General features: G+C 70.2%; 9 protein-coding genes. 3 read left to right on the top strand and 6 right to left on the bottom strand.

Annotation, left to right across the window (positions count from 1 at the left end; translation table 11 throughout):
- The first annotated feature begins 203 nt into the window (after nucleotides 1-203).
- The 3 genes from OHA88_RS03000 to OHA88_RS02990 all read left to right on the top strand — a co-directional run bounded on the left by OHA88_RS03000 (nucleotide 204) and on the right by OHA88_RS02990 (nucleotide 1,325).
- Nucleotides 204-563, top strand: coding sequence for a hypothetical protein (locus OHA88_RS03000; protein WP_328624091.1), 360 nt, complete (start codon nucleotides 204-206; stop codon nucleotides 561-563).
- Between the two features lie 97 nt (nucleotides 564-660).
- Nucleotides 661-1,074 carry an ATP-binding protein gene (locus OHA88_RS02995; RefSeq protein WP_328624090.1) on the top strand — a complete coding sequence of 138 codons (414 nt, stop codon included), beginning with the start codon at nucleotides 661-663 and terminating at the stop codon, nucleotides 1,072-1,074.
- Nucleotides 1,075-1,160: 86 nt separating this feature from the next.
- Entirely contained in the window at nucleotides 1,161-1,325 is a 165-nt protein-coding gene (locus OHA88_RS02990) for a hypothetical protein (RefSeq protein WP_328624089.1), read from the top strand.
- 16 nt (nucleotides 1,326-1,341) lie between these two features.
- Here OHA88_RS02990 and OHA88_RS02985 read toward each other — a convergent pair whose 3' ends face one another.
- From OHA88_RS02985 to OHA88_RS02960, 6 genes are all read right to left on the bottom strand, one after another.
- Nucleotides 1,342-2,067, bottom strand: coding sequence for a 4'-phosphopantetheinyl transferase family protein (locus tag OHA88_RS02985; RefSeq protein ID WP_328624088.1), 726 nt, complete (start codon nucleotides 2,065-2,067; stop codon nucleotides 1,342-1,344).
- Nucleotides 2,068-2,120: 53 nt separating this feature from the next.
- Nucleotides 2,121-5,597, bottom strand: coding sequence for a condensation domain-containing protein (locus OHA88_RS02980; protein ID WP_328624087.1), 3,477 nt, complete (start codon nucleotides 5,595-5,597; stop codon nucleotides 2,121-2,123).
- Nucleotides 5,594-8,530: an AMP-binding protein gene (locus tag OHA88_RS02975; RefSeq protein WP_328624086.1), complete on the bottom strand. Its 2,937-nt coding sequence runs from the start codon at nucleotides 8,528-8,530 to the stop codon at nucleotides 5,594-5,596. The genes OHA88_RS02980 and OHA88_RS02975 overlap by 4 nt, the downstream gene beginning before the upstream one ends.
- Complete coding sequence (locus OHA88_RS02970; protein WP_328624085.1) at nucleotides 8,527-10,857, bottom strand: lantibiotic dehydratase; 2,331 nt, start codon at nucleotides 10,855-10,857, stop codon at nucleotides 8,527-8,529. The genes OHA88_RS02975 and OHA88_RS02970 overlap by 4 nt, the downstream gene beginning before the upstream one ends.
- Complete coding sequence (locus OHA88_RS02965) at nucleotides 10,857-16,250, bottom strand: type I polyketide synthase (RefSeq protein ID WP_328624084.1); 5,394 nt, start codon at nucleotides 16,248-16,250, stop codon at nucleotides 10,857-10,859. Before OHA88_RS02965 ends, OHA88_RS02970 begins: the two co-directional genes overlap by 1 nt.
- Nucleotides 16,251-16,336: 86 nt before the next feature.
- Nucleotides 16,337-17,371 (bottom strand): GNAT family N-acetyltransferase, encoded by a 1,035-nt coding sequence (locus OHA88_RS02960; RefSeq protein ID WP_328624083.1) that lies wholly within the window; start codon nucleotides 17,369-17,371, stop codon nucleotides 16,337-16,339.
- Nucleotides 17,372-17,496: the final 125 nt, after the last annotated feature.

Genomic DNA, 17,496 nt, shown 5'->3' with positions numbered 1-17,496 from the left:
TGAGAGGGGTCGAAGCCGTTGGCCTCGTCCCGGCAGGACCGCAAGAAGTCGTGACGAGCCGCGCTGAGCGGATGTTGGCCTCCGGGCACTGGCTGCTGTCTGCTGCTCCGCTACGACCGCAGGCGAAGGTCGAGTGAGAGGAGAACGGGGCGGCTTGGTTGCGGCCGGGAGGCCTGTTCGCTGCCGCGGTGATCCGGGCGGCCGTGGTCCACGCTGCAATCGGCCTGGACAGCCCGGAGGCGTGCGCCGCACCGCTCGCGGACGCCCTCGAAGGCGGCCCGTTGTTCTACAACGCGGAAGGGTTCGGCCGGGAGGGTTCGTACACGGCGCTGCTCCCGGCCCGCGTGGCGCAGCTGCCGCCGATGCCGGGCACAGTGGCGCACCCGCAACGCGGCTTGCTCCTGGTCCCCGCACCCGACGTCATCGAACGCGTTGAGACTGGCCCGTGGTGGGTGACCCAGCTCGACGGTCCGGGACTTCTGTGTCCGCCCGACCGCATCGTCGCTCTGGCGAGCTCCGGCCGGGATGTCCTCCGCAGCCCGGAGGGTCGTCGAGATGCTTGAGTCCCGCCATTCCGGAAAGGTGGCAACCATGTCGCCGCGGGCCCCTGAAGCGGTCGACAGTGCTGCTTCCAGGCCCCTGAGGTTGGGGGCGTCCGTGGTGATTGAGACCAGAGTCGGCCGGAAGTCCGCCTACACCGAGACCCTGCCGAGGACCCCCGGCTCCGCGCGGGTCGCGCGACGCCTGGCATCGTCGGCTCTCCGTTTCTGGGGCCTGGACGAGTTGGAGGATGCCATCCAGCTCGTCATCGCCGAACTGATGTCGAACGCGATCACGCACGCGAAACGGGAGGCGGTGCGGGTGACCGTGACGCGCCTGGACCGGCGGCGGGTGCGCGTCGCCGTGATGGACCTGTCGCGAGAACTGCCGCGGCCTCGCCCCGTCGGCGCGGATGCAGAGTCCGGGCGTGGCCTGACGATCGTGGACGCGTTGAGCGGCGGCCGGTGGGGCGTCGACCCGCTGCCCTGGGGGAAGCGCGTGTGGACGGAGTTGTCGGAGGTGCCTGGTGAATGAACGCCTCGGCCAGATCCTCTACGTGGTCACGCTCGCCGTGCTGCTCGCCGCGCTGGTCCTCGGCATCAAGGACGGATAGCCGAGCTGTGCACCGGACGTGGATAACCGGCCACTGCTGGCGCTGCGACGAGCCCGACGTACCCGTTCTGTGGCTCGGCCCCGTACAGAGCCTGGAGCAGGGGGACGCCCCGTTCTACTGCTGCCAGCCGTGCGTCCGCCGACTCGCCCGCCCCGGCGAGGCCGCCGTATGAAGACGCTCTTCGTGGCCTACCGTGTCCTGACTTGCTGCACAGCGACCGCGGCCTGGAAGCCATGCCCCACGGCCACATCCCTGATCTCCCAACCGGGCGGCTGTATCGCACCGCGTGGCAGCACGCCGACGTAGTCCTGCTCGAGCCCGCGGGAAAGCCCTGTACCAAGCCCTTTGAAGAAGGCTTCCTTGCGCACCCACACTCGGCCGAAGGCCTCGGCCCGCGCCTGCGCAGGTAGTGCCGCCAGTTCCCTCTGCTCCTCCGGGTGCAGAGTCCGGACCACCGGATCCACCCGGGACGCCGAGGGGACTTGCTCCACATCCGCCCCCACCGGCGCGAGAGCGAACGCGAAGAGCACCTGCCCTCTGGTGTGCGAGAGGGAGAAGTGGACCTCGTCACCTGGCACCGCTGGTCGACCATGCGGCCCGCCGCAGACGGGACAGGGTCGCCGCTCCAGCGCCACGGAACCGACTGGTGTGTTCAGGTATGCGCCCAGCAGCAGCCGCAGCCCCACATGCGCGACCACGTACGCCTCCCGATCTTCCGGAAACCGGAATGCCGCGGCCCGCTCTCGCTCCCTGGCGTCGAGTACCTCAGTGGCCAACTCGGAGACATCGGTGCGCCAGGCCTCCGGCACTATTTCCCACAGCGCCGGACCGGTTGGGGGCAGCGGCCCTGGTGCCGGCCGGCCGGATACTGCGATCTCCGCCAGATTGCCGGGTCTGAGCGTCACCTGATCCATCCTCCCTAGCCTGCCCTCCGGCCTTCACGAGGTGTCTTGGCCGATGGGGCGGTTCACTGGTCCGTGGACGTGCGGGTCTGCTGCCTGGCCCGGCGCCGGGCGTCACGCAGACGCTCGCGGCTCTCCTGGTGGCCGGGCCCGCTGGGGTTGTGAGGTGGCGGAGTGCCGTGACGGGCGCCGTCGGCCCCGGTAAGGGGGTGGGCGGTGAGGCCGAGAGCCGCAGCGAGCGCCCGCAGGTTCGGGTGCTGGAACAGCCAGAGCGGTTCCACCCGTCGGCCGAGGACGGTGCTCAGTTCTGCCCCGAACTGCAGCAGCGTGATCGAGGTGAAGCCGGCGTCGAAGAAGTTGGTCGTGGTGGAGACGGGGTGGCCGAGTACCGCCGCGGCGGTGTCTTGGAGCCGGGCGTCGAGTGACGTAGAGGACCCGGGGGAAGGCGCGGTGTGTGCTCCCGCGCCTGGGGCAGCGGGCTTGAGATTCGCGGACAGGTCAAGCCGGTCGACGAACGTGATCGTGGCGGGAAGGGCCGGCGCAGCGAGCACTTCGGTGAGATGCGTGCGCACGGCCGCCTCCTGCGGACGCGACTCCGCAGCCAGGGGCTGTACCCACAGCCGCAGCGCCTGGTGGTCTTCGTCGCCGACGAGTTCGGCCACCGCGTCCGCGACCCCGGGGCAGCCGCGTGCCGCTGCCTCGACCTCGTCGAGCAGGACACGGTGGGAATTGACCAGAACCTGCCGATCGAGGCGACCGACCAGGTGGAGCAGCCCGGTCGAGTCCCGCTGCGCGAGGTCGCCGGTGCGCACCAGCCGGCGGGAGCCGGTGACGAACCGCTCGGGTGCATCGGTGAGGTATCCGGACGCGATCCACGGTTCGCCGACCCAGAGTTCACCGCGTTCTCCGTCGGTGCATCGGCGCCCGTCCGTGGTGAGGAGCTCGACCCTCCTGCCAGGCAGCGGACGACCGATGGGTACGTGTGAGGTGTCGGGGAGCGGGTCGTCGGGATCGAGGCGGTGTGTGACCACCAGTTGCGGGGTCTCGACGCATCCGTAGCCGTTGATGATGACGGCTTTCGGTGCTCGCGACCTGATCAGTGCCGCCGTCGCGGTGGTGAGCGGGGCGCCCCCGCAGATGACGAGGCGCAGGTGGGGGAGGCGTTGGGTGCCCTGAGCCGAGCCGAAGGCCAGGGTCAGCAGGGTCGGGGTCGCGCTGAGGACGCTGATCCGCTGGGTGTGCAGCCACTGGGCAAGCCTGGTGAGGTCGGCCTGCTCACTCGGCGCGGGCAGGCAGAGGCATGCTCCCGTCCGGACCGCGAGGCCGATGTCGCGCAGGGCAGGGTCGTGAGCCGGTCCGCTGAGCAGGGCGATGCGGTCGTCGCTGCCTACTCCGAGCCAGGCCGCGAGGTCGGCGATCGCGGCGTCGGTGACAGGTGTCGGTATGAGTACCGGGAGTGGGTCGGCGGTCGTGCCGGAGGTGAAGAGCACATGTGCCGGCGCGGGAAGGTCGTGCGCCTGCCGGGGCGGGGCAGGAAGGGCTTGCAGAGGGCCGTCGTCGTCGGGGAAGGCATGGGAGGCGCGGCTGCCCAGAGCCGCTGCGTCGCGGCGTGCCTTCGGCCACGCGGCATCGATCAGTACGGGGGTGACCTTGGCGCGCAGACAGGCGAGCAGCCGCTCGATGAAGAGACGGTCCCGTCGAGCGGGCAGGGCGACGAGGTCTCCGGCTTCAGCCGTTGCCAGCACCTGGGCGGCGCGGGCGGTGACGGCGTGGTCGAGTGTGCGCCGGTCGACGACTCCGTCGTCGGTGTCGAGAGCCGGGGCGGTGGGCTGTTCGCCTGCTGTACGGGTGAGGAGTTCGACCGTCGACGGCGCGTGACCGGGGGCGGGTGGTGTGGTGCTGTGTCCGCCGTTCCGCGCCGGCGGCAGGAGGCCGACGAGTTGGCGCTGCGGGTCGGCTGCGGCGGCTGAGCAGACCCGTGCCACCTGCTCCGCGAGATCGGTGAGATCGGCAACATCGTGGTGTGCTGATCGCTGCGGGGCGGCGAGGTGCAGGCGGTAGCCGTCGGCGGTGCGTATGACGTACAGGCTGAGGTCGAACAGTGCCCACCCGGGCGCGAGGTCGTGTTCCGTGCTCGCATGGTTGGCGAACCGCGCTGGTGGAGCTGCCCCGGTGAGGTCGTTGAACCAGAGGCGGATGAGTGGACTGCGGGACGTGCGCGGGAGCTGCAGGCGGTCGAGGATCTCGTCGTAGGTGGGCGTCGCGTGGTCCACGGCGTCTAGGAGCGTGAGGCGTGTCGCCGCGCAGGCCTCGACGACGGTGCGCTTGTCTGCGGCGGGATCGCCGGGGTCCAGCAGCAATGTGTCGAGGAGGAAGGAAACGGTCTGTTCGTCCGAGGGCTCCGCCACCCGGAGGCTCGGCACGCCGACCACACCCGGGTCGCCTCCGGAGCGTGACGCGAGAATCGTGGTGGCGATGGTCAGGAAGAAGACCGCCGGTGTGATTCCGGCGCCGCGCACCATCGAGTCCACCGCGTGGCCGGCTCGGGCCGGCAGGTCGACGGTGTGGGTGGTGGCCCGGTGCTCGTCAGGTCCGGCTGCGAGTGGTGCAGGCCCGGGCAGCGGGGTGCGGGCGCGGGCGGCCAGCCGCTGACCCCACCAGTCGAGGTCGGCCTTCCACTGTGCGGAGTCGGCGTGGCCGGCCTGGCGGCGGAGGTGGGGGAGGAGACCGGGGGCCGGGCGCGGCCACTGCGGTGCGGCTCCGTCCTGGCGTGCGGCGTAGGCGATCGCCAGGTCGTTGAGCACGATGTCCGAGGAGCGCAGGTCGCTGATGAGGTGGTGCATCACCAGGGCGATCCAGGTGCGCCCGGTGGCGGGTGACCAGACGAGTCCGCACCGCCACAGCGGTGCGGTGTCGAGTGGGATCGGCCGGTCGGCGGTCCGGCGCAGTGCGGTGTCGACCTGGTCGGCCACGTCGTCGTGTGACGTGCCGTGTACGACGTCGATCACGAGAGGTACGGAGACTGCCTCGTCGATGACGATCTCGGCGCGGGCGGGTGCGGGTTCGACGACGCGGCAGCGCAAGGCGTCATGACGGTCGGCGAGGTCCGCCAGGGCGGCGCGCAGCGTCGCGGGTTGCACCTGGGCGTCGAGCGTGAGGACCCGCACGACGTTGTAGGCGGGGGAGTCCGGGTGGAGTTGGTGCCACGTCCAGATTCTGCGCATGGCGGGAGAGATGGGCGCCGGTTCCGGGTGGTTGTCGGCGGTTGACTCCGGGGCGGCGGGACGTGGGCCGGCAGGGGAGGGATCGTGCCTGGCCCGCTCGACAAACGCGACGAGGTCATGGAACGAAGGGTTGTCCCTGATGAGGGTGGCGAGGCTGAGTGTGGCATCGAGCTCGGCGCCGATACGGGCGATGAGCCTGGCCGCCAGCACCGAGTGTCCGCCGGCTTCGAGGAATCCGGCATCTGGGTCGGAGTCGCCGAGCAGGTCGGTCCAGATGTCGTGCAGTCGGCGGGGGAGACCGCTGTCGGGGGCGGTCACTGCTGCCCTCCGGTGGAGGTGGTCGGACCGGCCTGGAGCACGAGCTGTGCCAGCGCGGCCCGGTCCACCTTGCCGTTGGTGGTGAGGGGGAATGTGTCCAGGCGACCGAGATGGCTCGGGATCATGTAAGGCGGGAGATGGGATGCCAGCAGCTCGCGCATCTCGGCGCTGGTTGTTCCGGATCCGCGGCAGGTGTAGAAGCCGGCGAGCGTCCGGTTCCCGCCGCGGTCGCAGGTGACGATGACGGCCGATCGAACATTCTGCGCACTGGCCATCACGGCCTCGATCTCCTCGAGCTCGACGCGGTATCCGCGGATCTTCACCTGGTGGTCGATCCGGCCCAGCAACTGCATCTCCCCGTCCGCCCGCCAGCGGCCGCGGTCACCACTGGCGTACATGCGCTGCCCGGGCCGGAACGGGTCGGGGACGAAGCTCCGCGCGGTCTGTGCGGGATCGCCGTGGTATCCGAGAGCGAGCGAGTCCCCAGCCGCGTAGATCTGGCCGACTTCGTCGAGCGCGACGGGTTGTCGCTGCTCGTCGAGGATGTAGTAGTGCGAGCCCTTCAGCGGGCGCCCGTAGGGAATGCTCGGCCACTCCGGGTCCACGGAGTCGATCTCGTAGAAGCACGACCAGACTGCGGTCTCGGTGGCGCCGCCCAGATTGACGATCCGCACTTTGGGAAAGACCTCACGGGTTTCGTCGGGCATGGACACAGGGATCCAGTCGCCGGCGAGCAACATCAGGCGCAGGGACGTTCGCTGCTCACGTGGCGCGTCGCTGCCGGTGAGGAACGGGAGGAGCCAGGCGAACATCGAGGGTGCCGAGTTCCACACGGTTATCTCCTCGTCAAGCAACACCCGTGCGAGCACTCGGGGTTCGGCGAGTTCGGTGTCGTCGGCGATGCGCAGGACGCCCCCTGCGGACAGCACCCCGAAGACATCGAAGATGGAGAGGTCGAAGCAGAATGACGTCACTTGCAGAAGTTTGTCGTCGGCTTGGACGGCGAACTGTTCGGCGGAGCCCGAGAGTGTGTTGAGCAGTGCGCTGTTGCTGACCGCGACGCCCTTGGGGTGGCCGGTGGAGCCGGAGGTGTAGATCACGTAGGCGACGTCGCCCGGACCGGCCGAGACGGGTGGCGGGGAATCGGGCTGCCGGGCGAGGTGCCATCTGGTGTGCACGCGCTGGGCGGGCCGGTCCGCTGTGTCCGGTGGCAGGTCTGTCCGGCGCAGCACGGTCGTGTGACTGCCCTGCGTCGGGGGCCGTACCGCCCAGGCGGGGCCGGGTTCGTGCGGTGCGGGACCCGGCAGGAGTACGGCACCGCCGGGCCGGACGACGGCTGTGACGGCGTTCAGCAGCGCTGGGGAGGGACCTGCGGGCAGGACGGCCACGTCGACGGTGGTCGACACCAGCTCATCGAGGCGTTCCGGTTGGCCGACCTGGAGATCGGCGAACACGCCGTGGTCCTGGGCCCACGCGGTCGCCGTGCGGATCGCGTTGTCGTCCGCGTCGACGGCGGTGAACAGGTCCACATGAGGTGCGACAAGCTTCAGCAGTTCGCCCTGCCCCAGACCGATCTGCAGTACGGTGCGCGGCTCTTCGGCGATGACGCAGTCGGCGATCTCCTTGAAGTCGCTTTCGGTGGTGGCCTGTTCGGTGGGCGGACGTGTGGGACGTGGCTGCGGAGGGCATTCCGTGGGGACATCGAGGAGCACGACGTCGGTGAGATCGGGACAGGCGGCACCAAGTTGCTCAAGCAGGGCCAGGTCATCGGCGAAACCGAGAAGGCAGCGCACTCGTGTCGAGCGCAGGACGTACGCCGTCCGTTCGAGCGGCCACTTGTCGCTGATGGGTACGAACGCGGCGCCCGCCAGGGCTGTGCCGAGGATCGCGACGACGGATCCCGGATTGCGCCGTCCGATGAACGCCACATGGTGGCCGGCTTCGATGCGGTGCTCGTGGAGAAGCCGGGCGACCTGCGCCGAGAGTTTCAGGAGATCCTGGTAGGTGTAGACGACGCGGTCCTTGTCCACGACGGCCGGTGCGTCCGGTGTCTGCCGCGCAGTCTGCGCTACGAGGCCCACTGCGGTGACGCCGTCGGGGACGGCCCGGTCCGCGATGTTCCCCTCGTCGGATGGCCGAGCCGAGGCCGTCTGGACCGTCGTGACCGGCTGCGGCGGATGGGTGGCACTGATGTGCGCCACTCCTGCCGCCACCGCTGCGCCGAACGCCGCCTCGTCCTCGTGCAGTGCGAGATGGGTGCCCTTGACGCGGCGGTGCAGCGGATGCGTGCACACGTCGTCCCAGGCCCGGAGCGACGGCTCGGGCACCAGCCAGTCGGAGTCGAAGCCGACGACGCAGTTCGGTACGGAGAGCGGGGGGCGCGGCCGGTAGCGGTAGCTCTGCACCACCGCGAAGTCCGCGTGCAGAGGCTCGGCGAAGAGATCGGCCATGCCCGGGACCTCGAGCATCTCCGGGGCGGCGAGCCCCATCTCGACGGCGGCGCGGAGGAAGGCCCGGCCGGGGGGATGCGTCGTGACTGACGGATGCCCGATCCCAGTCTGGGGCGCGCGTGTGCCGCACACGACGAGGCCCATGGGCGGAGTTCCCGCGTCGGTGAGTCGTGCGGCCGCTTCGTAGGCGAGCCACCCGCCCATGCTGTACCCCAGGAGCACGATCCGTTCCGCCGGGAGTTCTTCCAGCGCCCCGAGCAGCCCGGTGACGACGTCGTCCGCATCGCGCAGGCAGGGTTCGGACAGCCGGGGTCCGTGTCCCGGCAGGTCGACGATCACCAGAACACTGTCGCCGGGCAGGTACTGGTGCAGCTGGCGGAACGCGCGCCCTGAACCGCCGGCGTAGGGCAGCGCGATCACGAGAGGTCCGTCCCCGTCCGGATTGACCACGTCGCTGAACCAGGCTGACGAGAATGCGGTCATGCGGATGCCGTCCGATCTGGCGTTGTCAGCGGGGACGTGACCTGGGCGTCGTCGTGGACGACAACGCGCAGTTCGCTGGTGTGCGGCTGGCCGTCGGGTCCGGCGAGCCACAGCTCGTCCGTGGCAGGGAGCATCTCGGTGAAGGTGACGGCGGTGGAGGCGTCGGAGGCGGCGCTCCGGCGCAGACCCCGTGCGAGGTTGCGCAGGGACAGCGGCGCGTCCTGGTCGACGAGGTAGGGCTTCGGCTGGTCCGGGGTCCGGGCGAACACCCAGCGCGGCATGCCCAGCTCCTGCAGTCGCCGGCGCAGCGCGCGATGACGGTAGTCGTTGTCGACGGTGTAGGGGAGCTCCGACACCGGCAGATGCCAGGTCTCACGTGCGATGACCACGTCGTCGAGCAGCAGGCGGGGCTGGTGGGCGGCTCGGGGCCGGATGCTGAACTGGTTCGCGACGACTGCGGTGAAAAATTCGCCGAGCACTTCGGTGAGCGGCGCCCGCCAGGTGCCGTCGGCCGAGCGGACGAGGAGTCGGCTTGTGTCGTCCTGTTCGACGAGCAGACCTGCGCCGGGCAGTACGGTCCTGCCCGAGGGATGCCCCTCGTCCGCGGTCCAGGACCAGTACTGGTAGAGCTCGGGAAGGTCGAGGGCCAGCGGAGGGTAGGTGCGTGAGGTGACCGCTGGTGACGCGGCCGGGTACACGGGCACGAAGCGGCCGTCCGGGAAGTCGGCCGCGGTTGCCGCGAGCAGTTCCGCACGATCGTCGGCCTGGGTGGCGAAGGCGCGGTTCTCCAGCGTGTTGACGGCGAGGTGCAGCTCGCCGAGCACCCATTGCGGACGGCTGCCGGGGCGTGCGCGGAGCATCAGGTCCGGGCTGTGCTGCCGGGCGGCGCGCCATCGGACCGGGCCGGCAGGGAACAGCAGGCGCACCAGCGGGGCCGTTGCCGCGGTGGTGAGCCGGACCGAGGACGCCGAGGATTCGGTGGCGGTGGCGAGCAGTTCCGTCCAGCGTGCCTGGAAGTCGGCGGCGACCCGCGAGACCGTGCTGCCGGGCAGTCCGCTGAGGATATCTCCGGAGGCCATCACCAGGTCGCACAGTGCTACCGGCCGTCCTGAGGCGGCATGCAGGGATTCCGCGCGTGCCGCGAGGTCCCGCTCGAGCTCGGCTCCGTTCTCGCACACGAGCCAGCGGGCGGTGTCCAGGAGGAGTCCGAGCGGGGCACGGAGATCGTCGATCAGGTCCGTGCCGATGTCGACGTCGAGGTCCCGTCGGCAGTCCTCGTACACGATGCACCGTCCGAGGTCACGATCGGGCTTGGCGCGTTGATCGCCGACTCCGGTCAGGGACCGGAACTCTGCCCCGAGCCGGTCCAGGGCGCCGTGCAGCGCCACCGGGTCGCCCGCCATGGCCGCGACGGCGTCGACGGCTTCGTCGAGGTGGTCGAGTTCGGCCAGCAGGCTGTCGCGCAGCTTCTCGTCCGGGATCTGCGAGAGATGGTCGCGCAGTGCGTCTTCCGGCTGATCGGTGACCGGGACGGGCAATCCGATGAGGACTGCTCCGGTCGCCGCGAGCCGCTCCAGGGCCCGCGCGGCGGCCGGCGCCGATTCGGGAGGTCCGTACGCGCTCAGCAGCTCACCCACCCGGCGCGGGCGGTCAAGGACAGCGGCCAGGGCGGCTTCGTCGGGGTTCAGAGGCTGCGGTCGGCGTCGTGGTCGGCGCAGTACTCCGCCGTCGAAGGAGCACGCCGGGTGCCGCCGGGCGATCAGGTGGGTGTGGAGGGCCGGCCGCTCCGCGAAGGTACGGGCGATCGCGTCGACGGCCCAGTGCTCGCGGAAGAGGGTGCGGCTGCGCAGCCCGGCCGTGCCGCGCGTGCGGACACCGGCGTGGTCGTCGCCGAACCGTGCCCAGGCGACGGGGCCGAAGAAGCCGATGGTCTCGTTCTTCGCGCAGTAGCGCTGTGCGAGGAAGGCGACGAGGGCTTCGCGCTGGTCTCTGCGGGAGAGGCGTCCGTCTCCGTCTGCGGCGAGATCTGCGGCGAAGCGGCCCATCCAGTTCCGGATGAGAGCCGGGTTCTGCCAGGTGACAGCTTCGAGGAAGGCGGGTTGTGCGACGACAGAGCGTACTGCCGCTGCGGAGGTCTCGCGGCTGCGGATGTCGGATTCGTCGTCCGCGCAGTCGGGTACCGCGAACCTGTCGAGCCATGAGATCGGCATGCCGGCGCTGCGCAGGGCGGCCAGCCGCCACAGCGACCAGTCGTTGTGCAGCGTGAGGCGGTGTGCGGGATCCGCCGCGGGCCCGGGGGCGGTGGAGGTGTGCGGTGCGGCTGTCATCACTGCACCCGTTGGTCGATGACCTCGGCGAGTTCGGCCAAGGTGGGGGCTTCGAAGAGGAACCCGACGGTCAACTCGATGTCGAACACCTCTCGGATCTGCGCCATCAGTTCAATCGCGGTCAGTGAGTTGCCCCCCAGGTCGAAGAAGTCGTCGTCGGGTGCGAACTGGTCGTGCCCCAGGGTGCGCGCCCACAGGCCGCGAAGGCGGTCCGAGGTCGAGCCCGGCGTATCTGTCCAGGAATCAGCGGCCGGTGCCGCAGGCCCTGTTGGTGCGCTTGCGGGCTCCGGTTTCGGTAGTGGCCGGGAAGACTCAGCGCGAATGGTTTCGGAAGCCGGCAGCCCGGAAGTGAGGTGTGCGGCAGATAGTACGGGCACCGGTCGGCCGTTCCGGTGTGGGCGCACAAGTATCTGTTCGGGAGTCTTGGCAGCGAGCAGACGCATCAGGATGTCGGTTCCGACGGATGGGTCGATGCCTGCGTGGTCCTGGGTGTCAGCGTCGTGGTCACCGTGGTCGGCGTCGAACGCGGTCCGGTCGATCTTCCGCATCGTGAAGCCTTCGATGGAGACGAGGAGGACGCCGTCGGCGCCGATGACGTCGATGTCCGCCACGAGCTGTCCGTGGTGGATCTCCTTCCGGCGGATGTGGGCGGAGATCTCTTCCTGAAGCGGCGCGAAGACCGTGAGCGCACGGTAGAGGAAGGGCAGATACGCCTCGTCGGCCCGATCCTCGGGGCCGGGCCCCGGGCACCCCCGCAGCGCGGAGGTCGCCAGGTCCAGCAGTGCCGGATGCAGCGGGTGTGTGCGGAGATCGTCGGTGAACTGCGCCGGGAGCCGCAGCTCGACAAGCCTCTCGTGCGCACTGTCGCGGACTTCCACGACCGAGTCCCAGCGTGCTCCGAGTGTGAAGGCCCCGGCAGCGGATCCCGCCGTCGGACGGGTGGCCTTGCGCAGTGCCGTGAGATCGCAGGCAGGCGCCTCGACGCTCCGGTGTTCGATCCGTCCGGTGGCGTGCGTGACCCACCGTGCGGTCGTGTCGTCCGCGGGCTGGGAGCGGACCTCGAAGCGGTGGCGGGCACCGTCGGGGGCGAACACGACAGTCACACGCCTCGCCCGGCGCGCAGTCAAGGGCGCGACGAAGGCCACATCGGAGAGCACCAATGCGCGGCCGGTGTCCTCCGGCACGGTCTGGCCGAACGCGCGCGTGACCAGGCCGAGGTGGGCGGTTCCGGGCAGGATGGGGGTGCCGTCGAGCCGGTGCTCGTCGAGCGCCCAGGTGTTCTCGGCGTCCAGCGTGGTGGTCCAGTGCAGTTCGCCGACCGCGGGCGCGCCGTCGGGTCGGCTGGCCATGCCGACGGTGGTCCAGCTCGGGTAGTTGATGCTCAGCACCCGGTCCGCGGGGAACTGGTCGAGGCGCGTGCACAGGTCCATGACCGCGTTCGCCGCGGCGTAGTCGCCGCCGCCGACGAGGCCGTCGACGGCAGCGCGACTCGAGAAGAGCACGATCCAGTCGAGTACGGGCCGGCCGGCGAGCGCCTCCGCGAGGGCGAGCGTTCCGTGCACCTTGGGGCGCAGCACCTCGGCGGCTCGCTCCGGATCGCGGACCTGCAGAATCCCGTTGCCTGCGACCCCCGCGAGATGCAGCAGGCCCTGGACCGGCCCGAAGGTGGCCGCGACGATGTCGAGGGCGCGCCGCACCTGCCGCGGGTCACCTACGTCGCACGCGAGCAGGCGGACCTCTGCCCCGAGCGCGGTGGCGTCCCGTACGGCGGTCGTGACGTCGGCCGACCAGGTGTCGACGGGCTCTTCGGTGGCGGGAAGGGTGCGACCGAGCAGCGCGATCCGCGGCCGGATGCCTGTCGCGGCGATGCTGCGCATGATTGTCAGTCCAAGTGCGCCCATCCCTCCGGTGATGACGTATACGCCTCCGGAACGAAGAGCCGATGCGTGGTGGGGTGGCAGTTGCAGCGGCGTCTCCCGGGGCACCCAGCGGTGACGCCCGCGCAGTGCGACGACGAGGTCCTCACCGGCACGGCAGAGTTCATCGCGCAGTTCGTCGACGGGAGTGTTGGAGGAGAAGTCGATGACCTTGCAGCGTTGCCGAGGCAGTTCGGCGGCCAGGGCGCGGATGACTCCGTGGATGCTCGCCTTCACCGGGTCGACCGGGTCGGCTCCTGAGACGTCGACCGCGCCCGAGGTCAGCGTGATGAGCTCGGGGACGCGGCCCGTGGTGCTGGTCCGCAGGCCGTGTTGGACGAGCGCGAGTGCGCTGAAGAAGCTGTCGTCCAGCTGCTGTTGGACGGTGGCCGTCGACGCAGGCGGCCAGGGAGCAGCCGTGATGGCATGCACCAGGAGGTCGGCCTCGGTCCCGTGGCGGGCAAGTGCGGCGAAGACCTGCTCGATGTCGGCGGTGACACCGGGGCGGATCCCGAACTCGTCGCCGTCGTGGCGGTAGGCGTCGGCCGGACGGATCCGGATCGTGTGCATCTCGGCGCGCTTGAGCGCGGCCACCACGTCGTTCGCGCGGTCTTCGGCGGCAGGGAGGAAGACGACGGCTGTGGCCCGCGCGCGGGTGAGAGGGGGTGGTGTCGGAGCGGAGGAGGTCCAGCGCAGGGTCGAGAACGGGCTGGGCTGACCGTTGTCGACGCCGGTTCCCGCAAGAGCCGGCGGTTGTGCGGTGTGGGTTTGGGCGGTCGGATCCGGCGCGGTCATGAGGTCAGCTGCTGCCGGCGGTGTCTCGACCCAGTGCCGTTTGCGCTGGTAGGGGTAGCCGGGCAGTGGGATCCGATGGCGCAGCGGAGCCTGCCCGACGGCCTCCCAGGAGATATCGGTACCAGCCGTCCACAGGTGCGCTGCGGCGGTCAGCATGGCGGTCATGTCCGGGTCGGTGTCGTCACCCGCAGCCGTTCCGCTACGCCGCGGCAGCGTCGGCACCACGGCGACGGAGGCGTCTCGAACCCGCTCGTGGCGGCGGGCCAGCTCGGTGAGTACCTGCCCGGGGCCGACCTCGAGAAGCATGCCGGGCCCGGTCTCGACCAGCGCGTCGAGGGCGGTGGCGAACTGCACGGGCTCCATGAGCTGACTCACCCAGAAGGCCGGGTCGACGGCCTCGTCCGCGGTGATGGTGCGTCCGGTGGCGGCTGAATAGACAGGCAGGGCCGGTGGCGACAAGGTCACGCCGGTGAAGGCCTTCTCGAATGCGCGGGCGGCGTCCCGGAGCAGGGGTGTGTGAAAGGCACTCGAGGTGGGCAGCCGGGTGCATGCGACACCACGGTTGGTCAGCTCCTCGGCCACGTCGGCGAGGTCGTCGTCGGACCCGGCCAGCACCACCTGGTCGGCCCGGTTGATCACGGCCACGGTGACGGTCCCGGTGAGAACGTCGTGGAGTGCGTCCGCACCGGTCGCGGCAGCGAGCATGCCGCCGCCGGCTGCGTGATCGCGCATCGCCCTGGCGCGGGCCAGGACGAGTGCGGCGGCAGCATCGGGTTCGAGGATCCCGGCGACGGTGGCGGCCGCCAGCTCGCCCAGGCTGTGGCCGAGGAGGGCGGCGGGGCGGACGCCCGCCTGCTGCCACATCTGCGCCAGGGCGAGTTCGGTGGCGAACAGGAGAGGCTGGGCGAGGGAGGTCTCGGTGATGTCGAGCCCGGCGGTCCCGCGCCAGCAGTCGCGCAGCGGCAGGTCAGGAGCGTCCAGTCGCTCGAGCCACTCGTCGAGTGCCCGCGCGAAACCCGGCACGCGCCGGTAGAGGCCGTGCGCCATCTCGACATGCTGGGAACCCTGGCCGGGGAACAGCAGACAGACAGAGGGCGGGCTCGTCAGTGGCTGTCGCGAGACGAGGATCCGGCCGGTGTCGGCCGCCGTCATGGTGGTGGCTGCGTCGTGAGCGCCGACGCATACGGCGGCCGCCCGGATCGGGTGGGTCTGGCGGCCGTGCTGCAGTGTCGCCACCGCGTCCGCGAACACCTCGTCCCCCAGTTTCAGGAAGGCATCGGCGAGGCCGGCGCGGACGGCCGGCTCGGCGTCTGCGGTGGGGCTCGACCAGACCACCAGACGCGGTTCCCCTTGATGCAGGGCGGAGGGGACGACGGGGGGCTCCTCCAGCACGACGTGGGCGTTGGAGCCACCGATCCCCATGGAACTGACGCCCGCGCGGCGTGGCCGCTCGGGGTCCCGCGGCCAGGCAGTGAGCCGGTCTTGTACGCGGAACAGGGAGGATCCGAGGTCGAGTCGGGGGTTGGGCGACCGGTAGTTGATGCTGGGCGGCAGCTGTTCGTGTTCCAGCGCGAGTACCGCCTTGATGAATCCCGCCAGGCCGGCCACCGGCCCCAGATGCCCGATGTTGCCCTTCACCGACCCGATGGAGCAGCTGCCGACCGGGAGCGGCTCCTCGGCGAGGCCGACGAAGGCGTCGGTCAGCGCGCTGATCTCGATGGGATCACCCACGACGGTGCCGGTCCCGTGCGCCTCGACGTAGGAGATGTCGCCCGGTCGTACGTCGGCCACGGCCAGTGCTTCCATCACGACTGCCCGCTGCGCGGCCGCGTTGGGCGCGCCGAAACTGACCTTGTCGGACCCGTCGTTGTTGATCGCGCTTCCGCGGATCACGGCGCGGATGTGATCGTGGTCGGCGAGGGCGTCGGGAAGCCTCTTCAGCAGGACCGCACAGGCGCCCCCGCCGAAAACGGTGCCGTCGGCCTCCGCGTCGAAGGGCCGGCAGCGGCCGCTGCGGGACTGGACTCCGCCTTCCGACCAGAGATAGCCGTGCCCGTACGGGAAGTCGATGCTGGCCCCTCCGACGAGCGCGGTGTCGCAGTCCCCGTTGCGCAGCGACTGGCATGCCAGGTGCAAGGCGACCAGGGTGCTGGAGCAGGCGGTCTGCACGGTCAGGCTGGGCCCGTGCAGGTTGAGTTTGTACGAAGTCATGGTGGCGATGTAGCCGCCGAGATTGAGGGTCGATACATCGGAGAGCGGAAAGCCCAGCGCGTCCTTCTGGGGGCGCAGGTGGTGCTCGTGGTAAAGCGGCGCGCCGGCCGAGGCGAAGACTCCGGTTCCCGCGCTGATGGTGGTCGGGTCGTAGCCGGCGTTTTCGATGGCCGTGTGGGCGGTTTCGAGGAACAGCCGGATCTGCGGGTCGCAGGTCTGCGCTTCCCGAGGAGTCATGGAGAACAGGTCGGCGTCGAAATACTGGGCGTCCGGCACCAAGGCGGCTGCCTTGACGTACGCGGCGTTCGTCAACAGGTCTTCGGAGACGCCGTGGTCGCGCAGGTGTTCGTCGCTCAGTGCTGCCACGGACTCCTTGCCCCGGACGAGGTTCAGCCAGTAGGCGTCGACGCAAGACGCGCCGGGGACCTGTGCTGCGACCCCGACCACCGCGATCTTGTCGTCATCGTCCACTGAGGCCTCCTCGATCAACGATGTGCGATGGATTGGAAGCTACGGCCCGGGTGGGGATTGGTCCTGTCGCCGAAACAGGCGACCGATCACCGTTCTCGGGACGGTGCGGTGGCGATGAGCAGGGATCGAAGGGGCTGGAGCCGGCATCCGCGGAAGCGCTTGGCGGAGAGGGATCCGGCACCGAAGTCGATCAGTGTGGCGCCGTCGGCGATGGCGCGGGTGATGGGTTCGTAATAGGTCAAGTTGAAGTATTGACTGTGGTCCGGTGCCGCATAGTCGCGGCCCACCGCACGAATCGTCCAAGTACCGCCGCGGCGATGGACCACCGAGAATGCCACCGGTCTCCCGGAAAGATGTCCCACCAGCGCGCGTACCTCGGAACCGGACGTCATCGCGAGCATGGCCAGGTAGAACTCCGCCTCGAGAGGGCCCGCGGTGTCGCCGTGGCGCTGCTGGGTCTGCGCGAGCAGAGGGGCGACCTCGTCGGCCACCGCTGACAGTGGTTCGTCGCGTACGACGATCCCGCTGTCCGCGAAGGCGCGGCGCTCCTGGCGGACCTGCCATCTGCGCTTGCGCGGCAGAGCGGCCAGATACTCGGAGAAGTGGCCCCATTCGATCGGCATCACGGCCTTGTCGCGCGTGGCGACCGCGATGGCATCCGTCTCGAGTTCCGCCAGCCATCCAGCCTGTGCCGGGTCGAGGTCCGGGATCAGGACCTGCGGGCAGCCGACCGTCGAGGCGACCTCCCGGGCAGCTGAGATCAATGCGCGTGCGGCGTCGGCGCCGCACGCGGACGCGATCGGAGACCTCAGGACCAGATGATTCCGGTAGCCGCCGGCACCGCCGGCCGAACACAGTCGGGAGCCGGTCGAAGACATCCCGCCTTCGAAGATGCTCTCCGGGGTGAGGGACGACTCGTAGGGGCGCGAGAACTGATAGAGGGGGAGCAGGCCGAGAGCGGTGCCCGATGTGCGGCGCACCACCAAGTAGGTGATGTGGGCGCCGCGTCGGCGCGCCATGATGTGGTGGCGCTCCAGTTCCCCCAGGACGTGATCGGGTGCCGTGATGCCGAGTTCGTCCAGGAGGTCGCTCGATACCTTGTCGACTTCCTCGGTACGCATTGCCTCATCCCGTCGCCTGCGGGCCTTTGGGAGGGGCCCCCTTTGTAGGGGACAACGCAGGGCAGGCAGGAGACCAGTCACCCGAACGGGCGGCATGACGCTTCGTGCGGCTGATCCGAGACTCG

This window comes from Streptomyces sp. NBC_00353, assembly GCF_036108815.1.
In the GTDB taxonomy this organism is placed as follows: domain Bacteria; phylum Actinomycetota; class Actinomycetes; order Streptomycetales; family Streptomycetaceae; genus Streptomyces.
Note: the sequence above shows the minus strand (reverse complement) of the source record. Positions and strands in the feature narration are given on the sequence as shown.

What these genes read in the sequence shown, in the direction of transcription:
- OHA88_RS02985 (WP_328624088.1), bottom strand. Translation starts at nt 2,067, where the DNA reads ATGGATCAGGTGACGCTCAGACCCGGCAATCTGGCGGAGATCGCAGTA.
- OHA88_RS02975 (WP_328624086.1), bottom strand. Translation starts at nt 8,530, where the DNA reads ATGACCGCATTCTCGTCAGCCTGGTTCAGCGACGTGGTCAATCCGGAC.
- OHA88_RS02970 (WP_328624085.1), bottom strand. Translation starts at nt 10,857, where the DNA reads ATGACAGCCGCACCGCACACCTCCACCGCCCCCGGGCCCGCGGCGGAT.
- OHA88_RS02960 (WP_328624083.1), bottom strand. Translation starts at nt 17,371, where the DNA reads ATGCGTACCGAGGAAGTCGACAAGGTATCGAGCGACCTCCTGGACGAA.